We start from the raw sequence: 22818 nt of genomic DNA on the forward strand, positions 1-22818 counted from the left end.
AGCTCTCGTTTTAAACAGTTTTAATAATTTTATGGAAAATCGTCCTTTGATTTCTGTCATTACAGTTGCTTACAACAACCGATTTGGTTTGGAGGAAACAATAAAAAGCGTTATTAATCAAACTTTTAAAAATTTTGAGTTCATAATTATTGATGGAAATTCCACTGATGGCAGTAAAGAATTATTAGAATCCTATTCTTCGCAAATCAATTTCTGGATCAGTGAGCCCGACAAAGGGATCTACAACGCCATGAATAAAGGGATTGCAAATGCTAAAGGAGAATACTTGATTTTTATGAATAGCGGGGACAGGTTTTCTTCTTCAGAAATTCTGGAAAGCATTGCACCTCATTTTAATAATGAAGATATCGTTTACGGAAATGCATATTATGAACTGGAAAACCGTAAAAAATATGAATATAGAATCCCATCCAGAATAACTATCGGAAGTCTTTTAAAAGAACCGATTTGTCATCAGTCAGCGTTTTTTAAAAAAGAACTTTTCGATAAGTACGGCATGTATGATGAAAACAATAGAATTGCTTCTGACTGGACTTTTATGATGGATTTGTTCATTCATCATAATATTTCTCAGAAGTATGTTAACGAATTTATCAGCATCTTCGAAAAAACCGGCATCAGTAACACCAATACGGATTTGAGTTTCTCTGAACAAAAAAAATATCTGGCGGAAAACGTTTCCGAAGAAATCCAAAATATGGCAAAATATTTTGATGAATATTCCAAATTCTACAATGGGAAACCAGGAACAATGCTGAGACAATTCAAGGACAAAATCTATGGCTTAATTTATAGAAAAAGAAATTACGAAAGAAAATATATCGATTAGATTTTCAAAAGCGGGTTTACATACTTTGGAAACTTGCCGTACAAGAAAAAATCTTTATCAAACTTTACTCTATAAAGAATGTAGGCTAGTAAAGGGTGCAAATTGAACTCATCATCTTTAGGAAAATCTTTATCAAAATCATTTTTCAAATCCTTATAGAAGTTTTTAAAAATCTTATATCCAAAACTTACAGCTCTAGACAACAAAATCTTTTTTGCAAAAAATCTGATATATAGTTCTGTTCTGTCATTAATATCATATAATTTTTTTTCTTTAGAAAATTTCAATTTTTCTTTTAGAATTTCCTTATTGTCATAAAGGTTTTTTAATCCCACACCAGCTGTAATGGATCCTGTATTGGAATAATAATAATTATAAGTTTTTTTATTCAGAAAAGTAATTTTTTTTGCAAGTGCCGAAAACTGAAACACCCATAATTCATCTTCGTGAAGCAATCCGTCTGGAAACTTTAGATTATTTTCTCTTATAAAATTAATATCATATAATTTATTCCATACAGTTGAAGCCCATTCTGTAGAGAAAAACCCGTCCAAAATTTCATTGTCACAATATGTTTCCTTTTTATTTTCAAGTGTATGATACTTGCTATTGGTGAGAACATCATTTACATAAAAAAAATTTTCCCCTATGACTATATCGGGGTTATCCTTCGTTTTATCAATAAAGCTCTGTAATGCAGAATCTCCTACCAAATCATCATCAGCATCAATAAAAAAAATATAATCCCCCTTTGACATTTCAATCCCAATATTTCTACTGACACTAGGCCCAGAATTTTTATCATTTGTAAATATTGTGATATCATGATTGATATTTTGTGCTTTATATTGATTCAATATTTCTAATGTATTATCTGTACTCCTGTCATTAACAAGAATAATTTCAAAGTTTTTATAACTCTGAATTTTAATAGAATCGAGACATCGTAATATATAATTGCCGGCATTATAAACCGGTATAACTATGGATACTTTTTTCATTTTTTGTATTTATCAAACAATACTTTCAATATTGAGAATGGATTGATTCCAAAGAATTTTTCTGTGAAAGGTCTGTTGGTTTTGGATGCGATATCCCAATAGGTTTTCGCAAGATTCAATCTTTCTTCTTGGGATAATTTATCTTGAAAACGCTCTTTAATATTGAGCAATGATCCTTGGGGGTTCTTCAAAAGTAATTTGTAAAAATCATTAGATAATCCATCCTCAAGATAATCTCCAAAAGCCAAAATCTTATTCGTGAATAATATGCAATATTTCCTTTCAATTCTTCTAAAAACCAGAGATTCCTGGCAAAACTTTTCTCCTTCAAACTCCGGAAACAAAAATTTTTTATGAATTTTTGTCTTGAAACAATACACCATTTCTCCAGGAAATTCCCATTCATATTCTGCTCTCCCTGATACAAGCCATTCTTTTTCACCAAATGAATCGATATCAACAGTATTTTTTCCTGAAAAATGGATAAATGTAAACGCTGCAATCTGATCATTATTCCCGATTTTATGGGAAAGACGTTCCATTTCGTCAACTGCATTTACTGCCAGATAATCATCACTGTCTATTACACAGAAAAACTCAGTTTTTGTATTTCTCAGTCCGTTGTTCACGGCAACATGCTTTCCTTTATTTTCCTGAAAAATATAATGAATTTCGATTTGATTTTCATCCTGAAACTTCTGGACTAAAGTTTTAGTTTCGTCAGAAGAACCGTCATCCACAATCAGCCAAATAAAGTTTTTATTGCTCTGATTTTTAAGACTGTTATAAAGCTTTGAAAGAATATAAGCCCTATTGAACGTAGGTGTAAAAACAGTAAGAAACTTTGTCATCTAAGGCAAATTTATAGGTTCATAATCTCCGTAATCCAAAGCATATTTCAGCCAGTTTTTAATACCATATTTTTCAACTATTTTCCTGTCAATTTTATGATACGGTTTTTGTAGAAATTCTTTTAATCCCGTAAAATTTTCAAAGTCTGTGATGAAAATATTATCCGGATGATAAAAGTCGTAATCTTTAAGATTATGGTTATTGGAAACAAATTTCTGCTCCTGATTCAGGCATTCGAAAAATCGGAAAGCAACACCATTATGCGTACTCATTTTGAAATCTACAACCGCTTTTGCTTTCTCAGTATATTTTTCGTTCTCGGCTAAAGAGATTCCTTTATGCCGCAAACTTACCGATTTCGTTTTCTTTTCTTCTCTGAATTCCGGAATTGTCAAAATAGCCTTAAATTTCAGATCATTTTCTTTAGAATAATCTTCGATATTATAAGCCCATTTTATACGCTCATCCAATCCTACTCCAACATAAAAAAGATCAAATTCTTCTTTTGCCGGATCGTGAAAAATATTTTCAGTATAATGATAGATCGGCAAAGGAAGAAGATTGTACTGTGAGTATTTTCTGATATCATTGCCATCAAAAACCAGTCTTCTGTCAAAATATTTGTAGTAATCAAGAATTTTGGGATACATATCTACGCCGTCCCATTGGTAACTTACCATTTTTTCAGACTGCTTTCTGACTCTTTTGATAAGCTTTTCAGAATACATATCCGCTCTTATAAAAAAAGCAATGTCATAAGTTTTGTTCTTCAATTGTTTTTCAGCGAATTTTTCAAAAAGCTGTTTTTCTTTTTTGATGAAATAATTTTTGTCTTTCAAGATTAATCTTGAAAAAATATTTCCGATTTTATGAACCAATGCAGATTTATCAAGAGCTTGAGGCAAATTTTCTATCAAAACATCGACCTCGAAACCCATTCTGATCAACTGATCTACGATCGGTTTCGAAAGATTAAGATTTTTATTGACGTATAATATCTTCATTAATCAAATTTAACACGGTTCTGATAATATTTTCCGCTAAATTATGGTTTTTTTGTACTTTTACAAATTGAAAATTTTCTTTATTAAAGAACTTTCACAAATGATAAAAAAAATATTAATAACAGGCGGCGCAGGATTTATCGGAAGCAATCTTGTTCTCAAATTAACCAGCAGAGGCTACATAATCACTGTTCTTGACAATCTGTCTGAGCAGATTCATGGTTCAGATCCCGAAAACACTTCCCCTCTTTATAAAAGTATCAAGGATAAAGTCCGATTTATCAAAGGAACCGTAACATCCCGTGAAGATCTTGAAAAATCGATTGAAGGACAAGATGCAATTGTTCATTATGCTGCAGAAACCGGCACAGGACAATCTATGTATTGCATCGAAAAATATACTGAGGTGAATGTCCAGGGAACAGCTTTGATGCTAGATATTTTGGTGAATCAAAAAAATTCAGTCAAAAAAGTGATTATTGCATCTTCTCGCTCAATTTACGGTGAAGGAAAATATGAGCATCCGGAATTGGGAGTGGTTTATCCTTCTCACAGAACCGAAAAAGAAATGTTGGCGGGAAATTTTGAAGTTAGATACAAAGACAATCAGACGCTTAAGCTATTACCAACATCTGAGGATTCTAAGATTCACCCTTCGTCTGTTTATGGAATTACAAAGCAGAATCAGGAGCAAATGATTATGGCAGTTTGTCCTACGATTGGAATTGCTCCGGTTGCATTCAGGTATCAGAATGTTTATGGTCCGGGACAATCTTTGTCGAATCCTTACACCGGGATTTTGTCCATTTTTTCTAACCAAATAAGAAATCATGACGATATCAAAATCTTTGAAGACGGAAAAGAATCCCGTGATTTTGTTTTTATTGATGATGTTGTGGATGCAACCATCGCCGGAATAGAAAATGACAATGCCAATGGAGAAGTTTTCAATGTCGGAACAGGTGTTGCTACTGATGTAATGACTGTTGCTAAAACTCTGATTGTCTCTTATGGGATTGATGTGCCTGTAACCATTACCGGAAATTTTCGGTTAGGAGATATCAGGCATAATTTTGCAGACCTTACAAAAATAAAATCCAAGCTTGGCTTCGAACCAAAATTTGATTTTAAAAAAGGAATTAAACAATTTACAGATTGGGTTTTACAGCAGGACATTCAGGAAAATAAATTGAATGACTCTTTGGATGAGATGAAAGCGAAAGGATTATTCAAATAAAATCAAGAAATGATCGGAACATTAATTTGGAGATGTCGAGAGGCAATGGCCGTTCTTCTGGGAAAAAAGAAAACTTTTCCTGACAACAAACCGACTTCTGAAACATCACTTTCCATAGACAAACTCCCTGATTATAAAATTGACAATCAAGACATTAAATCTTTTCTAGAATCTATTTCCATCGAGTTTTTGTTTTCTGAATTTGGAGAAAATCGTGTCAATGCTGGCGGATCAGAATTTAATTTGGAAAACAGATTGGAACCTTCTCTTTCAACAATCAGACACTATTTCCCAAATGCAAAATTCACGGTTTATTCTGATTTTGATTTGGAGATCGAAGGAGTTAATCTTAAAAAAGTAACATCTCCTGTTCCGGAAAAAGAACATCCAAGGTATCTCTACAGGACTGCAGATTATTTTAAATTCAAATCTCTTGCGGAGTCGGAGGCAGACTTCCGCTGTGTTGTTGACTCCGATATGTTTGTGGTTTCACCAGATATTTACAGTTTGGTTTTTCTTACAAAGATATTTGGATTTTGTGCGCCATACACACCAAGAAACCTTCTGAAAAGAGATATGGAAACATCTCTGGATGCCAGAAAAATCACCGACGAAAGTAGTGGTTTCGGACATTCTTACAACCAAAGCCCGATGACACTTTGGAAAGACTCAGAAAATGGGAAAGCATTCTTCGAAAAGTGTTGTGAGATTATGATAAAAGAACCTTCCAGAGCTTCTCTTGTGATGTGGAAAGCTGCTGTAGAAACCCACTCTTCACCTTATCTTTTACCAGCCGAGTTTTGTGTTTGTGGTGCTGATGTTGGTATAGGAAACGAAGTAATATTGCATGTTGGTCACACTCAAGTTGCTGATTATTATAATGTAAAATTTAAAGGCTAGATGAAAAAAACAATTCTTTTTATTGCTGACAGACCAGATTGGGCTTATGAGTTTATGATCAAAGCCTGGCTTCCGTTTTTGCAAAAAGATTATGATTGTTTTATAGCTTACGATGATGATTATTCTATTAAAAAAAACAATTCAAAAGGCAAATTATTTCAATTTATTTTCAACTTTAAAAGTTATCTCAAATTTTTAGTTTTCAAATTAATTAAGAAAAACGAAGCTGTTTATTTTCTAAATAAAAGTAGAAAATACTATTACCCCAGGTATATTTCTGATAAAGTTTATCAATATAAAACTGATCTTAACAAGGAACTAACGGCAAAGAAAAATTTTGATATAAAAATCGAAATGGCCTATTACTTTCAATATATGGCAAAATTTCCGTTCTCTGCAAAAAAAAATATTGTTGGGATTTTCACTGACAAATTTCCACACGAAGGTCCTTCAAACGACTTAAAAAACAATATCGACAGAAGTCGTCTGAATCAGGAAGAGTTTTTCGAAAAATATATAAAACCTTATGATCACCTCATCGTTGGCGGTGGTAACCTGCTAACGCGTTATAAAAAACTGACGGACAAAGTAGATTTTGTTTACGGTATCTATGGACAAGAAAACTTTGTTGAGAATAAAAATGTTGGCAAAAATCCTTTTCTAACCGTTGGCTGGACAGGAAATCCAACCAGAACAATGAAAGGTTTTGAAGAATATATTGTCCCCGCCATAGAAAATGCAAAAAAAACAGGAAGAGATATTCGGTTAAAGACCAAATTTTCCGGTCCATATCAGGATCTTTTTACATTCTATCAGGATGTGGATGTCGTAATTGTTGCTTCTGATGCGGATTCTGGACCATCGATGTATGCAGAAGCCTGTTTGTCCGGTGTGCCCTGTATCTCTACCAAAGTAGGTCTACCTCTAATGGGAATAAAAGATAATGAAAATGGATTTCTAATTAATCGTGATGTTGAAGAGCTGGAAAATAAAATCATCAATCTTTATGATAATCGAGATCTTTTAAAAGCAATGTCGGTAAAAGTCAAATCTGATTATCTGCAATGGATGGATAATAAAATAACCATCGAACATATTAAAAAAGTATTGTAATATTCTATGCTGTTCAACTCTCTTAGTTTTGCGATCTTTCTCCCAATAGTTTTTGCTTTGTACTGGTTGACAAAGACCAGAAGAAAGCAGAATATTCTTCTGATGATAGCAAGTTATTATTTCTACGCTTGCTGGGATTGGAGGTTTTTGTTTTTATTGGCATTTTCAACATTTCTGGATTATTATACAGGTCTTAAAATTGAAAAATCTCAGAAAAAATCTTCTAAAAAATTCTGGTTTTGGCTCAGCGTCGGCGTTAATCTTGGATTTTTAGGATTTTTCAAATACTATAATTTCTTCGCTGAATCATTCGCTGAGTTGTTTGCCGGTTTTGGCTTCCAAATCAATCCCTGGGTTTTGAAAATTATTCTTCCTGTCGGGATTTCCTTCTACACATTCCACGGATTGTCATATGTCATTGATATTTATAAGGAAAGAATCAAGGCAGAAAAATCATGGATAGATTACGCATTATTTGTCAGTTTTTTTCCGCTATTGGTTGCTGGTCCTATTGAAAGAGCCACACATCTTCTTCCTCAAATTAAGAGAGAGAGAAACTTTAGTTATAGCAATGCTGTTGATGGATTGCGGCAGATTCTTTGGGGGCTATTCAAAAAAATGGTAGTTGCGGATAATTGCGCTTACTATGCCAATATGATTTTCAACGATTACCATAACTATACCGGTGTGACCTTGATTTTTGGAGCTGTTTTGTTTGCATTTCAGATTTATGGTGATTTTTCAGGATACTCCGACATTGCTTTAGGAACGGCGAGATTATTTGGATTTGATTTGTTGAGAAACTTTTCTTACCCTTATTTTTCAAGAGATATTGCAGAATTCTGGCGTAGATGGCACATTTCGCTTTCGTCCTGGTTTCGTGACTATTTATATATTCCATTGGGAGGAAGCAAAGGTGGAAACTGGATGAGAATAAGGAACACATTCATCATATTCATTGTCAGCGGTTTTTGGCACGGTGCCAACTGGACATTTATAATTTGGGGATTTCTGAATGCACTTTTCATTATGCCTTCCATCATTTTGAAAACCAATAGAAATAACTTAAACATCGTTGCGGAAGGAAGATTATTCCCGAATTTCCGAGAAATCATTCAGTTGATTATTACTTTTTCTTTGGCTTGTTTTGCATGGATATTTTTCCGTTCGGCTTCGGTTACAGACGCGTTCTCTTATATCGGAAGATTATTTTCAACCTTAGGAACCGGAATCGGATATCCTTACAAACTTCTGAATGGAGATCTGAAGGTTTTGATTTTTGTGGTAATAATGTTAATTTTCGAATGGTTTATGAGAGAAGAACTTCATCCATTGAGAAAACCTTTTACAAAATTGCCTACTATTGCAAGGTGGGTTATTTATTTTCTGTTAGCAACTTTGGTTTTATTATTTGCTGGTGAGCAGGCGGAGTTTATTTACTTTCAATTTTAAAAGAGATGAAAAAGTTTATTTTAAGAACACTTTTATTTTTATCACCATTTCTGATTATTGAAATTTCTCAGGGGTTTTTACCTATTTATGCTTTTACCCATAAGTTCTATGAATCGCCTCTTTATAAAAGCACTGTTGTTCCTCATAATTATCCGATCTATGCCAACCAGAATGGAAAAATGACCGGCGTCGGTGATCTTTGTTTCAATACTAAGTATGAAATTCCAAAAGACGAAAGCTATATCACTGATGAGTTAGGATTCAGAAACGATAGATTCATTAAGAATCCCGACATTCTTATCATTGGTGACTCTTATACAATGGGAGCAACACTTAATCAGTCCCAGATTTTAGCCAATCAGATAATGAAAAATTCTGATTATAAATACTCTGTCTATGGAATGGCGCCAACAGACTTTTCTACACTTGATAAAATGCTGAAGCTTAATATCATTCAAAAACCAAAATACATTATTTATGAAAGGGTTGAGAGAGGAGTAATTCCTAAGATTGAACGTTTTGACAATTCTTTCCTGACTCAATTAAAATACGAATACAACAATCTTTGGGCGCTGGGTGACACTAATGTTTTTCTGGATAAGATTTTCAGAGGTTATATTAATAACTTTGCTAAAGCTAAAATTACAAAATCGCGAGGAACAGGAACCCAATCAAAAGTAGACGAAAAGTTGTTTTTTTATGACACAAAACATTTGGAGCCTTCTGATGAATGGATGCATATCAATATCAAATCTCTGGAATCCTATAAAAAATATTGTGATTCCATTGGAAGCAAATTTCTTTACTTGCCAATGCCAAATAAAGAAACGGTTTATTTTGATAAAATACCTGTAAACACGCAGCCCGACTATCTTTTCAAAGTCGGGAAAATTCTGAATCAGAATAATATCAGTTATTATCCTACAATTGAATTTTATAACAATTTCAGAAAAAAGGATAACAGAATGTTGTATCAATATGATGATTCTCATTGGAATGCATTGGCCTGTGAACTCATCTCAAAAGAAATTATTAAAACATTAAAAAATGATAATAGGTAGAGGACTTTTAGCTTCACTGTTTGTAGAAGATGATCGGGATGACACCGTTTTCTTTGCTTCAGGTGTTTCCAACTCATTAGAAAACCGTCCCGAGGAATTTATGCGGGAAGAAAATCTCGTTACCAAGACCTTATCAGAAAACCCTGATAAAATTTTTATTTATTTCTCTACCTGTAGCGTTTATGACTCCTCAAAAACGGAAAGCAGTTATGTTTTGCATAAACTGAAAATGGAGCAGATCATTAAAAACCAATGTGAAAAATATCTCATACTGAGAGTAAGCAATGCTGTTGGAAATGGTGGAAACCCCAACTTACTAATGAATTATCTTATCAGATCTATTAATCAAAATGAGATCATCAATGTGCATACAAAAGCTACCAGAAATCTGATTGATGCAGAAGACATTAAAAACATCACTTTTCAACTATTAGAAAAATCAGAATTAAATAAAATCGTTAATGTAGCTTATATTCAGAACTATTCAATTATTGAAATTTTGGAGATCATCGAGCGCTTTTATGATAAAAAATTAAGCCTGAACTTAATCAAAAGCGGATCCGGATATGACATCAATGTTCCTGATGTAGAGTATTATTTTCAGGAAAACGGATTGACAGATAAAGATTCTTATCTTAATAGGATATTAAAAAAATACTATTCGTAAATGATGAATTATAAAGAAAAACTTAATAATAAAAATATTTTAGTAACCGGTGGCGCTGGCTTTATCGGTTCCAATCTTTGTGAAGAATTATTAAATCTCGGGGCAAATGTAACTTGTCTGGATAATTTTTCTACAGGTTTAAGAGAAAATCTGGAAGCCATCAAAAATAATCCGAATTTCACATTAATTGAAGGCGATATCCGCAATTTGGAGGATTGTAAAAAAGCTTGTGAAAATCAGGACTTCGTTTTACATGAAGCCGCATTAGGCTCTGTTCCAAGATCTATCAATGATCCGATTACAAGCAATGACGTTAATGTCGGCGGATTTCTCAATATGCTTGTTGCAGCCAGAGAAGCGAATGTAAAACGATTTGTTTACGCAGCGAGTTCTTCCACCTACGGAGACTCCGAAAGTTTGCCAAAAATTGAGGATAAAATCGGAAAACCTTTATCTCCATACGCGATTACAAAATATGTCAACGAGTTATATGCTGATGTTTTCAAAAGAACTTATGATTTTGATACCATTGGTTTGAGATATTTCAATGTATTTGGAAGAAAGCAAAATCCAAACGGTGCTTATGCCGCAGTAATTCCAAAATTTGTAATGCAATTGATGAATCACGAATCTCCTGTCATCAATGGAGGCGGAGAATACTCAAGAGATTTTACATATATCGACAATGTGATTCTGATGAACCTTTTGGCTCTAACTTCCGAAAATCCCGAATCGGTAAATCAGGTTTACAATACCGCTTTTGGAGAAAGAACAACCCTTAATGATCTTGTAAAATATCTGAAAGAATATCTCTCCGATTTTGATCCTAAAATTGCAGATGTGGAAGTCATCTACGGTGATTACAGAAAAGGCGATGTTCCACATTCTCTTGCAAGTATTGACAAAGCAAAAAATCTATTAGAATACCAGCCGAAACACTCTATGAAAGAAGGTTTGAAAGAAGCTGTAACTTGGTATTGGAATAATCTTAAATAAAACAATGAATCATAAAATTACAATAATTGGTCTTGGTTATGTCGGTTTGCCATTAGCAAGATTATTCTCAACAAAATATCCGGTTGTTGGTTTCGATATTAATGAAAAAAGAATTGCTGATCTTAATTCCGGGAAGGATGACACTTTGGAAGTTGATGACGATTTATTAAAATCAGCTTTGGTCCCAAACAATCCAAATCTGGAAGAAACAGGATTATTCTGCTCAAGCAAATTTGAGGATATTGCTGATTCTAATATTTACATTGTAACCGTTCCTACACCTGTTGACAAGAACAACCGCCCGGATCTCACACCGCTTTACAAAGCGAGTGAAACGGTTGCCAAAGTTCTGAAAAAAGGAGACATTGTCATTTATGAGTCAACTGTTTATCCCGGAGTCACGGAAGAAGAATGTATTCCTGTATTGGAAAAAAATTCGGGTTTGAAATTCAATGTAGATTTCTTTGCCGGTTATTCCCCGGAAAGAATCAATCCCGGCGATAAGCTTCATACCGTTGAAAAAATACTGAAGGTGACTGCAGGTTCTACTCCTGAGATCGGAAAAATAGTTGATGATCTTTACAAATCTGTCATTGAAGCCGGAACTCATTTGGCACCAACAATCAAAGTTGCAGAAGCAGCAAAAGTCATAGAAAACTCTCAAAGAGACATCAACATTGCATTTGTTAATGAGTTAGCAAAGATTTTTAATCTGATGGGAATAGATACACACGATGTCTTAACAGCCGCAGGTACAAAATGGAATTTCCTTCCGTTCAAACCGGGCTTAGTGGGTGGACATTGTATTGGCGTAGATCCTTATTATCTGGCTCAGAAAGCTCAGGAATTTGGTTATCATCCGGAGATTATTTTGGCTGGAAGAAGAATGAACGATTCTATGGGGCAATATGTTGCCAGCGAAACCGTAAAACAAATGCTGAAAAAAGATATGAAAGTGAATGGTTCCGATGTACTGGTTTTAGGATTTACTTTCAAAGAAAACTGCCCCGATGTCAGGAATACAAAGGTTGTAGATGTTGTGAAAAACCTGGAAGATTATGGGATCAATGTTTCGATTTATGATCCTTGGGCAAACCCGGAAGAAGTGAAACACGAATACGGTCTGGAAACCTCAACAAAACCACCTTTTAAAAAATACGAAGCGATCGTCTTAGCGGTTTCTCACAAAGAATTTCAAAGCCTTAACATCAAAAATCTGCTTACAGAAAACGGAATTATCTATGATGTGAAGGGAATATTAGAAAAACAAGATGTGGTAAAAAGACTTTGATCAACGGTCAAATCTCCACCGGAAAAATCTATATCCAATAAATAAAGGCAGGCGGTAAAATAAGTCCTGCTTTTTTAGTTTTTTGGAATAATCCGAAGAGAAATAATCCGTAAGGCTCAAAGATTTCATTTGGTTATAAGCTTTGTAACTCCTCTTCCAGAGCTGCTCATTTTTCTGTGCTTTCCAGTTCATTTCCAGCGTCATTCCCTTAAAATCCACAAGATATTCCAGGATCAGTTTTTTCTTATAAGCATCTTTTTCTTCGCGATAAGCTTTGTCCATATAAGAAGCAATCGTAATCCAATTCCCAAAATGTTTCTCTCCTCTATTATGAATGATAGATGCTCCATGAAAGTAATACAGATAAGTATCTTCTCTAAGGAAAGCTATCTTTTCAAATTTTAGCATACTTTGAAAACTCCATAAAACATCCTGAGAAAAAAGATCTTTCACAAAATACAGCTGATGTTTCATAAGAAAATCCATTCTAACCAGTTTATCACAAGCCATTACAGGATATTGACCTTTTACAAAGTTCCACACAATGTCTTTGTTGCCTTCAAGACTATCTTTTGGGGAATTGACCGGGAAATAATTTCTTCTCCAGTTTTCTTCCTCATTGATGCAGACACTCTGCCCCAAAACCATTTCCGCATCTGTTTCCTCCGCAAGTTTTACAAGATGTTCAATTGCATAGTCCGTGATCTCATCATCACTATCAAGAAAATAGATATACTTTCCTTTTGCCAGATCCATTCCTGCATTTCTCGCCATTGACAACCCCTGATTGGTGGGCTGATTGAAAACGATAAAATTAAACTCAGGATTTTTCTGAATAAATCTCTCAGCAATTTCCATAGATGAATCCGGCGTTACATCATTGACCAGGATACATTCGATGTTTGTGTAGGTCTGATTAGCAACCGATTGCAGACATCTTTCAATGAATTGTTCAACTTTATAGACGGGAATTACGATTGTAACAAGAGGACTCATCAGGTGTATTTTAATTTTATTAAATTTAGGCAAAAATAGAAATAAAAATCTGGCATTAACCTATCTTTGTATTAATAGAAACACAATGGACTTTTTTTCTAAAATTATTTTTAAAATACTGAAAGAGAATTCTCTCAATGTCATTCGGAAAAACAAAAATTCCAGGATTGGTGATGCATTCAGAATCGGGAACTATGCTAATTTTTCTCTTCACCCCTCAGCTACTTTATTGATTGACAAACGTGTTAATCTCAGGAACTACTGTAATTTTGTATTGGCAGAGGGCGCAATAGTTGTTCTGGAAGAGAATGTTTTTATGAATAATTATTGTTCTATTAATGCCATTGATAAAATAGAAATCGGGGAAAACACATTGTTTGGTGAAGGCGTAAAGCTGTATGACCACAACCACGAGTACAATGGACAAACCGTCGAGCACCGCAAATTCAAATCTTCCCCTATAAAAATTGGCAAAAATTGTTGGTTGGGAAGTAATGTTACAGTATTGAAGGGGGTTACGATCGGCGACAACTGTATTATTGGCGCAGGCTGCCTCATTCACAAAGATGTTCCTGCCGGCAGTGTTCTCAAACTAAATCAGACTTTTTCATAATTATTTCTATGGAACAGGTACCAAAGATTTCTGTTGTAATGTCTGTTTATAATGGCAGTAATTTTTTAGCTCAGAGTATTCAGGCTATTTTGGAACAGACTTTTCGCGATTTCGAATTTATTATTATTGATGACGCTTCAACGGATAATACCCCTGACATTATAAAAAAATTCGCAGACCAAGATCCCAGAATCCGGGCTTTCCGAAACGAAAAAAACATTGGTCCGGCCGGCTTCATCAGGAATCTCAATACGGGTTGCAAAGAAGCCAAAGGAAAATATATTGCAAGAATAGACCACGATGACATCTCCAGAAAAGATCGTTTCCAGCTCCAATATGATTTTCTAGAAAGTAATCCGGATATTTTTATTACAGGAGCAGCCTTGAGAAAAATCGATGAAAATGGAAATGATTTAGGATTGATGAAAGCACCCATCAATGATTTGGAAATCAGGAAAACAATGCCAAAAAAAATCTCTTTGTATCATCCTGTAATTATGTTCAGGAAAGAATTCTATCAAGATTTTTATCGGGAAAAGATGCGCTATTGTGAAGATTACGATTTTTATTTCAGGATTATGACAGACAATTTGAAAATGGCAAATCTGGACGAATGTCTATTAGAATACCGGATCCTGCAGAACTCTCTTTCCAGAGAGCAGGATAAAGTCATCAAAAACCTTTTCATCAATCAATCGAAAGTTTTTTACGAAGAACGACTGAAAAAAGGTAAGGACTCTTATGATTATTTTGACCCTAATAATTTTTTGAACATCTATGAAAATCCTTCAAAAGAATTATTTGCAAAAGCAATTAACGTTTCAAAAAAATATTATGATTTCATAGGCTTCCAAAAGCTAATGTCAAAATATAAAAACTTATATGGTTCTGATATTTTTTATATCAAAAACGCTCTGCTTCTTACTTATGGTGAATCTATGTTCTATAAATATTCTAAATTAATCAACAAGTTAAGCTCTTCGGAATCAATATAACCAAACTCATGACAGATATTTTTATCAAATCTTTTAACCGCCCTTTTTATCTGGACAGATGCATTGCTTCTATCAAAAAATTTGTGTCCGGAGATTTTAGGATAAATATTCTGGACGATGGAACGCCAGAATCCTATCTCGACAAGATCAGGGAAAAATATCCCGATGTCAAGATTCTTCTTTCCGACAATTATCCAAAAAAAATCAAAGCAATTGAAGAAAATCTGCGATCCGGAAAATCTGTTAATGGCTTCGAAATTCCCACCAAATTCTGGTACGAAAATGTAAAAAAAGGCTCAGAATATATTATCGTAACGGAAGATGATGTCTGGTTTACACAACCTGTAAATGTTGACAATCTATCGCAGCAAGCAAAAAAATTTAATATCAATCTTATAAAACTCGGCTGGCTAGGAAATGAATCTGAAAGAAATGATTTAATAATCGATTCAATTTCTGATGATCTCGAATCTGCACAACCCAAAGGTCTTCTTTTTTTCTCAAAAAGACTGATGCAGGCTTTTTTTTATAATCAATATAAATTTTTCACAATTCTTTACAAATTAGGAAGAGTTGATAATCTTACACAAAGAAAATATTGGGCTCTCAACTCAATACTAATGGGATTTTTTAATAAAGAATATTGGTTGGAAATCTGGGAAGGAATGGACGGAAAAGTAGACGAAAAAAGACAGTTGATCAATGCATCCTTATATTACCGGCAAAATAAAAGCAACCCTAGCTTTATTTCCAAACTAAAGCTGGAATCGATGAAAACCACATTCCAGTCATCTGCGACCAATTCTTACCACGAATATGGTTTCGATTTCGACGTCAACCGGTTCAATCATCTAATCAATGAAGCCTGGTTAAATAACGAATTCGATGCTATGGAAAATTTTCCAAGAGATTTCTCCTTGGATTATTTCAGGCGGTTTGTCTCCGATAAAATCAACTTTCCGGAATTTGAAAAATGGGCAAACCAATTCCGCAAACAGTACGAAAATATGGGTTGCAACACCGAATAAAAAGCTCCGAAAATTATTTTCGGAGCTTTTTATTTAATCTTTTATAATAAGACCGGCATACTTACCGTCAAATTCTACAACGTAAGGCTTCAGGCTGCCGGACTCACAGAAATCTTTGAAAGCCGCGTTGTCACCAATGTCATCGCTCATAAAAATGCCGCCTTTCCTTACTTTACTGAACAATAAGTTATATGCCCAGATCCTGCCGTTATAAGATTTATCACTGTCATAATGAACCACATCAAAAGAATTAGCCTTACCGAAAATTTTCGGTAAAGATTCTTTGTCTGCGTAGCGGTAGAGATCCCAGTTATTCCTGTACTTTTGTGGAATGACACAACCTACAAAATCCTCACTTTGGTTTTGTAAAAGATAAGGCATATCCGAGCTGTAAAGTGTTCCGTTTCTATGTACCAACGACGCCAAAGCTGCAAAAGAAGACCAGCCGTAGGCAACACCTGTTTCCACTGTTTTCTGAGCATTGGTATATTCATTAATATAATAGATAACGCTCAATGAGCCTGCTCCACCCAATTTCACCGGTGCTTTTGCCTGGATTTGAAGTGCATCTGCAAACTCCTGAGGAAACAATTTTTCGAAAGGAATAAAGGATGTCTTCAGAACATTTTCTATAAAATCCTTTTCAGAGATAGCCAGGGATGCACACCATTTTTCGGCATCTTCCTTACCCCGCAAAGCAGAAGATCTGTTGAATATATTCTTCCAGATTTTCCTTCTCAGTTCTGGATAAAGATCCGGGCGTTTCAGATACGCAAAAAAAGTAGATGTAATTTCGGCGATTTTGCTCATACAAATATGTTTTGAATTGCAAAAATACAAAACAATTGCACAAACAATGCTTATATTTGTTTTTTGAGAATTTTTTTTGAAAAATACAAATGAACCAAAAAATCAAAGTCCTTTTCCGCCACAGATCAATGGAAATGGGAGGCGTAGAAAAAGTAATTCTGAGTCTTCTTGAAAATCTTGACAAAAGCAAATTTGACATTACCTATCTGGTCAATCTATATCAGGGAGAGCTTAGGGACAAAGTTCCGTCTCATGTTCATTATATAAAAATCAATAAAGGAAAAGAAGATTTCTCAGAGAATCCATTGATACAGAAGATTCAGTTATTCTTGAGAGGTTTAAGAATTAAGTTTTTTGAGACTTTTCCCGCTTGGATCGATAAAATTTATCTGGACGAGAAATTTGATATAGAGATAGCATCTACTTATTCCGATTTTGCTCTGGTTCTGGAAAGCGCTAATAAGAAATCAAAGAAAATTGGCTGGTTTCATTCAGACATTACTTTTCCAAAATTACAGCCGCTTGTTCCGAAAATCCTGAATCAGATTCCAAAGTTTGATTATTTTATATTTGGGTCTCAGCAGACCAAGGACATTTTGGAAACAACTTATCCTGATCTTGATGTACCTGATAACAAAGTCATTCTTAATGCCATTCCAATCCAGGAGATCAAACAAAAAGCTGAAGAATTTGTCCCTGACTTTGGAACATCTGTTCCGGTTTTTGTTTCAGTCGGCAGATTGCATTCCAGAAAAGGCTTTCACAAGTTGGTCGAAGTCCATTCACAGTTAATAAAGGATGGCTTTCCAAATAAAATAATCATTATAGGAGATGGAGAAGAAAAAGAAAACCTTGAAAATCTTGCAAAAGAATTGGGCGTAGAAGACTCTTTTGTCTTAATGGGATCTTTGCTCAATCCCTATCCTTATGTGAAAAATGCAGATTTTTTCATTATGCCCTCGGAATCGGAAGGCTGGCCACTGATCATTGCTGACACACTGATTCTTCAAAAGCCTATCATTTCAACTGCTGTTGGTGGCATTCCGGAAATGATTACACATCAGGAAAATGGCTACCTTATCAATTATGATCATAATGAGATCTACCAGGCGATGAAGGAATTCATGACTAATCAACACCTGATTGAGAACCTGCAGAAAAATCTGAAAAATTCTGAAAATCAATTTGATAATCAGAAGATTTTTGATGCCATTGAAAATATCTTGACTAATTTAGCAGAAAAATAACTGATGAATATCGTTTACAGAATCATTCTGAAAATCCATTCGGTCTGGAAAAGCATTTACAAAAAAGCTTATATAGAGATTTGTAAATCCAGAGGAATGAAAGTTGGAAAAGATGTTATTTTTATAGAAGCACCTGCATTTGGCTCGGAGCCTTATCTGATAGAGATTGGCGATCGCACCAAGATCACGGCAGGGTGTACATTCATCAATCATGATGGTGCCATGTATGTGATCCGCAGCATGGAAAAATATGCCGATGCCCGAAACTTTGGGAGAATAAAAATCGGAAGTAACTGCTTTGTCGGGAACAACTGTATTTTTCTTCCCGGCTCACAGATGGGGAACAATTGTATCCTGGGAGCAGGTTCCGTTCTTAATTCTTCTATGCCGGATAACACGGTGTTCGCGGGAACTCCTGCAAAATTGATCTGCACGATAGAAGAATATGGAGACAAGGCGCTTTACAACAATGTTATATATCCCCGGGAGCTTGAGAAAAACCGTCCGGAACTGGATCGTTATATCAAAGAGAATCTGCCGCATCATTACAAACCTGTTAAATAGCATCATAATTTATAGGTTTTTAACTTTTTATGATACTATTCATAGCCTAACATTGTTTTTAAGATTAGTATCTTTGCCAAAATTTTAGGAAAGAGTATAATGATCAATGTTGCAGCAGTAGAATACTATCTGCCCAAAAATATATTAACGAACGAAGATATTTCGAAAGAGTTCCCGGAATGGAGTGCCGAAAAAATCAAAGCAAAAATAGGTGTAGAATCGAGACATGTGGCAGATGAGTCTGAAACAGCTTTGGATTTGGCTTATAAAGCTTGTGAAAAGCTTTTTAAAAACTATGATAAAAGCAAAATTGATTTCATATTATTCTGTACTCAGAGTCCTGATTATTTTTTACCGACAACCGCCTGTATCTTACAGGACAAATTAGGTCTTTCAAAGTCAATTGGTGCATTGGATTTCAATCTGGGCTGTTCCGGTTTCGTCTATGGATTGACGCTGGCAAAAGGATTGATTGCCACAGGAATAGCAAAGAATATCTTGCTGGTTACTTCGGAAACTTATACCAAATTTCTTGACAAAGAAGACAAATCCAACAGAACCATTTTCGGAGACGGCGCTGCCGTCACGATTGTGGAGAAAGATGAGACCAGGCCGGACTTTCAATTCGTTGTGGGAACGGACGGAAGCGGCTTCAACAACCTGATTGTAGAAAACGGTGCTTCCAGGAACAAAGCAGAAAAGCCGGTTTTGTTTATGAAAGGTCCGAAAATTTTTACATTTGCAGTAGAGAATATCCCGTCTTTGATCAAAGATACATTAGAGAAGAACAAGCTGACAATGGATGATATCGACTTATTCGTTTTCCACCAGGCCAGTTCTTATATGCTCAATTATCTTAAAAATCTTTGTAATATTCCGGATGAGAAGTTTTTTATGGAGATGAAGGATATAGGCAATACCGTGTCCGCAAGTATCCCTATCGCTTTGAAGCTGGCATCGGACAAAGGAAAAATTAAAAAAGGGAATAAGGTCATGGTCGTTGGCTTTGGCGTAGGTTATTCCTGGGGTGCGGGCATTTTAGAATTTTAATCCAGATTATTGAAAAAGAAGATCCTTATCAGAATTGGTTCACTGCGTCATGGCGGCGCAGAAAAAGTCCTGGTAACCTTTCTCAAAAACCTTCCGGAAGATAAATACGAGGTTGACCTTCTTCTGAATCTCCATTCGGGGAAATATCTCCCGGATGTTCCGGATTGGGTGAACGTCATGTTCCTGAACCGTGGAGAGATGATCACCACCAACCGTCCCAAAGATCTGCCGAAAAAAATATACCGTGTCGTTTATCAGCAACTGCTGAAGAAGTATCCCAAAATTCTTTACAAAAGAAAGCTTAAAAACAAGCAGTACGATATCGAGTTTGCGGCCATTCATGGTTTTATGGACGAGGTTCTGAACAGTCCGTTAAAATCTTCCAAAAAACTGATGTGGATCCATAATGACCTTACACAGGTAAGCGGCTACACACCGGAGAAGATGCGGAGGTTTTTCAATTATGATAAAGTCATGGTGATTTCTGAGAAAATTCAGGATACCTTTTTATCACTGGCCGGGAACGAAGACGAAAAACATAAAATTGTCAGGATCTACAATCCTCTTGACACAGAAGAAATTCTTACCAAAGCGGAAAAACCGGTCATTAATTATGAATTTGATTCATCAGTCCCGACTTTTATTTCCGTTGGAACCGTTTTTCCTCAGAAAGGTTTTGACCGGCTACTGAGAGTTCATAAAAGATTGCTGAACGAAGGTTTACCACACAAAGTATTGATCGTTGGCGACGGTTATGATTTTGAAAATGTTAAAAAGCTGAAATCAGAATTAGACATTGATGAAACTGCAACCATGCTTGGTTTTACAGACAATCCTTATCCTTATTTCAAAAAAGCGGATTTTTACATCCTGAGCTCCCGTTACGAAGGTTTCCCTACCGTTTTGTTTGAAGCGATAACATTGAAAAAGAACATCATCGCAACCGATGTTTCCGGTGTCAGCGAGATGTTGGAAAACGGAAAATTGGGCCTGGTCACGGAAAACTCGGAGGATGGTATTTATAATAGTATGAAGCAGGCTCTTACTAAGCCGGAAAGCTTCTATGGTTATCAGGATCAATTACGGCATTATGAGAAGCCGTTCAGTCTGGGAAATTCTGTTAATTCGATAATGCAAATTATTGATAATTTGTAATAGCAGCTAATTTGCTATCCCGTAGGAATCTCAATTAAAAATATTCCTATTTTTACACCATGAGTTATTCTATTATTCAAAAAGATTTTTACAGGGAAAGCGGGCGCTACCTATCATCGTTTCAGATTCTGAAAAAATGTTTCAGCCCCAATCTGCATTATATCTATCTGCTCAGAAAAACTCAAAAACATTATAAAAAGCCCGTGATTGGTTTGTTTTATAAACTGATGCTTCGCCATTACCAGATCCGGTATGGTTTCCAGATCTATCCTGAGACACAAATTGGGGAAGGATTTTACCTCGGCCATTGGGGACACTTGGTCATCAATCCGAAAGCTAAGATTGGAAAAAACTGCAACATTGCACAGGGCGTTACCATCGCCCAGGCTAATCGCGGAAAAAACGAAGGCGTTCCCGTGATCGGGGATGAGGTGTGGATCGGCCCCAACGCAGTCATTGTCGGTAAGATCACGATCGGCAATAATGTGCTGATCGCGCCTAATGCTTATGTCAATACCGATGTTCCCGACAACTCTGTCGTAGTTGGAAATCCTGTCGTAATTACACCAAAAATGAACGCCACTGAGGGTTATATTAATAACAAAATTTAGCTCCAGAAATAGATTTTCAGAATAGCGGATAATATAATCATGCTTCTGCTAAAACAAATGGTTTTTCTGCCCAGTCGCTTCAGATGTGAGACCGAGATTCTTTCTTTCGATTCCATTGGTACCATATCTTTTAGTATTATGAAGTTCTTGTGGAATTAAATATTGATAATTCTTCAGCTTATCCGTGAATATCATTTCTGCTTTGGAATTGAGCAATGTTTTTACCACAGCAGTAAGCTTTTTTACAAAGAAAGTCCTTTGTGACTTTGTAATAGTAGCAAACGCACTTAGTATTTCCGTAATCGTGACTCATTTGATAGAAATACTCTTATCGCACCATAAGAGCAAGACTTATGCCTCGATAAGAGTAAGTCTTATGCCCCGATAAGTGCAAAACTTATCGTCCGATAAGAGTGAAACCTGCCGATCGATAGGACTTAAATGGAAGCTCGAATACTATAATAAAAGAGTATCGATTTCTCGATACTCTATTTATTATTTACCACCTTGATGTTGCAGATTTGTAACACGTATCAATTATAAATCCACCAACACATCTGGAACATCTGTTATGGTTCTCAGCATTTTCAAACAGCTTATTTTATACTTTCTTTTGCTCTGGCTATCTGCAATACTATTTCAAAATCTATTTTTCTATCACACTTCCTCAAAAAACAGTATTGAATATCAATACTGTTTTCTATTTACCAATTTGTTTGGAACACTGCCAAAACCAGTTTCCTGCAGCTCTTGTTCCTGAAACTTGTAATTCTTGTAAGCTGTCTATTGTATAATTTTACCACTTTTATCAAAAAAGAAAGAATTTATTTTAATTTTTTTGTTTTTATTAAAATCATAAACATAATAAGGCGTACTTAACTCTGAACTACTAAAAGAGTCATTTAATGATAATAAGTATTCCTCTTTACCATCAAGATAGTTGTCCAAAATATATACAAGTTCTCTAAAATGTACATCAGATGTATTATTAGACTCCACTATTGTTCGTGGATTCTTTTCAGTAGTTCTAAATAATTTCTTTTCCCCTGTTGATGGATAATATATTAATGCATTATAATAAACATTCCCATTCTTTACTAATATGTTCTTTTCCCAAGAAATTATTAAAATGACATCTTCCTTTTCTTTGGAAAGAATAGGTTTTATGATTTCAAGCTGCTTAGTATAGAATTTTCCCTTTGGAACATTGTCATTTAGTCTTTTATATTTTTTGTATAAAGGATTACAGCTAAATAATATTATCATTACTAATAATAAATATATTTTTTTTCCCATAACATTATTTTTTACTGTTCATTATTTTA

Annotated in this window: 23 protein-coding genes and 1 pseudogene; 17 read left to right on the plus strand and 7 right to left on the minus strand. The window is 34.9% G+C overall.

The window, feature by feature from the left end; all coding sequences use genetic code 11:
- Window positions 1–31 precede the first annotated feature (31 nt).
- Window positions 32–850, plus strand: coding sequence for a glycosyltransferase family 2 protein (locus AC5P2S_RS16950; RefSeq protein ID WP_494555707.1), 819 nt, complete (start codon window positions 32–34; stop codon window positions 848–850).
- Here the strand turns inward: AC5P2S_RS16950 and AC5P2S_RS16955 are convergent.
- The 3 genes from AC5P2S_RS16955 to AC5P2S_RS16965 are packed head-to-tail and all read right to left on the minus strand — an operon-like array spanning window position 847 to window position 3707.
- Window positions 847–1851, minus strand: coding sequence for a glycosyltransferase family 2 protein (locus AC5P2S_RS16955; RefSeq protein WP_494555708.1), 1005 nt, complete (start codon window positions 1849–1851; stop codon window positions 847–849). The genes AC5P2S_RS16950 and AC5P2S_RS16955 overlap by 4 nt on opposite strands.
- On the minus strand, window positions 1848–2702 hold the full coding sequence (locus AC5P2S_RS16960) for a glycosyltransferase family A protein (RefSeq protein WP_494555709.1): 855 nt from the start codon (window positions 2700–2702) through the stop codon (window positions 1848–1850). The genes AC5P2S_RS16955 and AC5P2S_RS16960 overlap by 4 nt, the downstream gene beginning before the upstream one ends.
- Window positions 2703–3707, minus strand: coding sequence for a WaaS/CpsH family glycosyltransferase (locus tag AC5P2S_RS16965; RefSeq protein ID WP_494555710.1), 1005 nt, complete (start codon window positions 3705–3707; stop codon window positions 2703–2705). It lies immediately after the preceding gene.
- A gap of 100 nt (window positions 3708–3807) precedes the next feature.
- Here AC5P2S_RS16965 and AC5P2S_RS16970 point away from each other — a divergent pair, with 100 nt between their 5' ends.
- The 8 genes from AC5P2S_RS16970 to AC5P2S_RS17005 are packed head-to-tail and all read left to right on the plus strand — an operon-like array spanning window position 3808 to window position 12424.
- Window positions 3808–4944, plus strand: coding sequence for an NAD-dependent epimerase/dehydratase family protein (locus AC5P2S_RS16970; RefSeq protein ID WP_494555711.1), 1137 nt, complete (start codon window positions 3808–3810; stop codon window positions 4942–4944).
- A gap of 9 nt (window positions 4945–4953) precedes the next feature.
- Window positions 4954–5844 carry a hypothetical protein gene (locus AC5P2S_RS16975; RefSeq protein WP_494555712.1) on the plus strand — a complete coding sequence of 297 codons (891 nt, stop codon included), beginning with the start codon at window positions 4954–4956 and terminating at the stop codon, window positions 5842–5844.
- Entirely contained in the window at window positions 5845–6957 is a 1113-nt protein-coding gene (locus AC5P2S_RS16980; protein WP_494555713.1) for a glycosyltransferase, read from the plus strand. It begins immediately after the preceding gene.
- Between the two features lie 6 nt (window positions 6958–6963).
- Window positions 6964–8409: an MBOAT family O-acyltransferase gene (locus tag AC5P2S_RS16985; RefSeq protein WP_494555714.1), complete on the plus strand. Its 1446-nt coding sequence runs from the start codon at window positions 6964–6966 to the stop codon at window positions 8407–8409.
- Window positions 8410–8414: 5 nt separating this feature from the next.
- The gene (locus AC5P2S_RS16990) at window positions 8415–9470 is read left to right on the plus strand and encodes a hypothetical protein (RefSeq protein WP_494555715.1); all 1056 of its coding nucleotides are present in this window, start codon (window positions 8415–8417) and stop codon (window positions 9468–9470) included.
- Complete coding sequence (locus tag AC5P2S_RS16995) at window positions 9457–10137, plus strand: NAD-dependent epimerase/dehydratase family protein (RefSeq protein WP_283415968.1); 681 nt, start codon at window positions 9457–9459, stop codon at window positions 10135–10137. The genes AC5P2S_RS16990 and AC5P2S_RS16995 overlap by 14 nt, the downstream gene beginning before the upstream one ends.
- Entirely contained in the window at window positions 10138–11133 is a 996-nt protein-coding gene (locus AC5P2S_RS17000) for an SDR family oxidoreductase (RefSeq protein WP_494555716.1), read from the plus strand. It begins immediately after the preceding gene.
- Between the two features lie 4 nt (window positions 11134–11137).
- Complete coding sequence (locus AC5P2S_RS17005) at window positions 11138–12424, plus strand: nucleotide sugar dehydrogenase (protein WP_494555717.1); 1287 nt, start codon at window positions 11138–11140, stop codon at window positions 12422–12424.
- Here AC5P2S_RS17005 and AC5P2S_RS17010 read toward each other — a convergent pair whose 3' ends face one another.
- Entirely contained in the window at window positions 12425–13420 is a 996-nt protein-coding gene (locus tag AC5P2S_RS17010; protein WP_494555718.1) for a glycosyltransferase family 2 protein, read from the minus strand. It lies immediately after the preceding gene.
- A gap of 85 nt (window positions 13421–13505) precedes the next feature.
- On the opposite strand from AC5P2S_RS17010, the gene AC5P2S_RS17015 reads away from it, so the two are divergent.
- From AC5P2S_RS17015 to AC5P2S_RS17025, 3 genes are read left to right on the plus strand one after another with little or no spacing between them, the layout of a single operon-like run.
- Complete coding sequence (locus AC5P2S_RS17015) at window positions 13506–14033, plus strand: acyltransferase (RefSeq protein WP_494555719.1); 528 nt, start codon at window positions 13506–13508, stop codon at window positions 14031–14033.
- 8 nt (window positions 14034–14041) lie between these two features.
- On the plus strand, window positions 14042–15028 hold the full coding sequence (locus tag AC5P2S_RS17020; protein ID WP_494555720.1) for a glycosyltransferase family 2 protein: 987 nt from the start codon (window positions 14042–14044) through the stop codon (window positions 15026–15028).
- 8 nt (window positions 15029–15036) lie between these two features.
- A complete protein-coding gene (locus tag AC5P2S_RS17025) occupies window positions 15037–16056 on the plus strand; it encodes a glycosyltransferase family 2 protein (RefSeq protein WP_494555721.1) in 1020 nt (339 codons plus the stop codon).
- A 33-nt stretch (window positions 16057–16089) separates the two neighbouring features.
- Here AC5P2S_RS17025 and AC5P2S_RS17030 read toward each other — a convergent pair whose 3' ends face one another.
- On the minus strand, window positions 16090–16866 hold the full coding sequence (locus AC5P2S_RS17030) for a class I SAM-dependent methyltransferase (RefSeq protein ID WP_494555722.1): 777 nt from the start codon (window positions 16864–16866) through the stop codon (window positions 16090–16092).
- Between the two features lie 89 nt (window positions 16867–16955).
- On the opposite strand from AC5P2S_RS17030, the gene AC5P2S_RS17035 reads away from it, so the two are divergent.
- From AC5P2S_RS17035 to AC5P2S_RS17055, 5 genes are all read left to right on the plus strand, one after another.
- Entirely contained in the window at window positions 16956–18113 is a 1158-nt protein-coding gene (locus AC5P2S_RS17035; RefSeq protein WP_494555723.1) for a glycosyltransferase, read from the plus strand.
- A gap of 3 nt (window positions 18114–18116) precedes the next feature.
- Window positions 18117–18677 (plus strand): acyltransferase, encoded by a 561-nt coding sequence (locus AC5P2S_RS17040; protein ID WP_283415960.1) that lies wholly within the window; start codon window positions 18117–18119, stop codon window positions 18675–18677.
- A 99-nt stretch (window positions 18678–18776) separates the two neighbouring features.
- The gene (locus AC5P2S_RS17045; protein WP_494555724.1) at window positions 18777–19727 is read left to right on the plus strand and encodes a 3-oxoacyl-ACP synthase III family protein; all 951 of its coding nucleotides are present in this window, start codon (window positions 18777–18779) and stop codon (window positions 19725–19727) included.
- A gap of 9 nt (window positions 19728–19736) precedes the next feature.
- Window positions 19737–20882 (plus strand): glycosyltransferase, encoded by a 1146-nt coding sequence (locus tag AC5P2S_RS17050; protein WP_494555725.1) that lies wholly within the window; start codon window positions 19737–19739, stop codon window positions 20880–20882.
- A gap of 59 nt (window positions 20883–20941) precedes the next feature.
- A complete protein-coding gene (locus AC5P2S_RS17055; protein ID WP_494555726.1) occupies window positions 20942–21493 on the plus strand; it encodes a serine acetyltransferase in 552 nt (183 codons plus the stop codon).
- Here the strand turns inward: AC5P2S_RS17055 and AC5P2S_RS17060 are convergent.
- Together AC5P2S_RS17060 and AC5P2S_RS17065 are read right to left on the minus strand one after the other, a co-directional pair.
- Window positions 21490–21730 (minus strand): annotated as a pseudogene (locus AC5P2S_RS17060) (IS1 family transposase); the annotation flags it as partial. The gene AC5P2S_RS17055 and the pseudogene AC5P2S_RS17060 sit on opposite strands and share 4 nt — an antisense overlap.
- 546 nt (window positions 21731–22276) lie before the next feature.
- The gene (locus AC5P2S_RS17065) at window positions 22277–22789 is read right to left on the minus strand and encodes a hypothetical protein (protein ID WP_494555727.1); all 513 of its coding nucleotides are present in this window, start codon (window positions 22787–22789) and stop codon (window positions 22277–22279) included.
- Window positions 22790–22818 lie beyond the last annotated feature (29 nt).

This window comes from Epilithonimonas sp. 33E, from assembly GCF_059372615.1.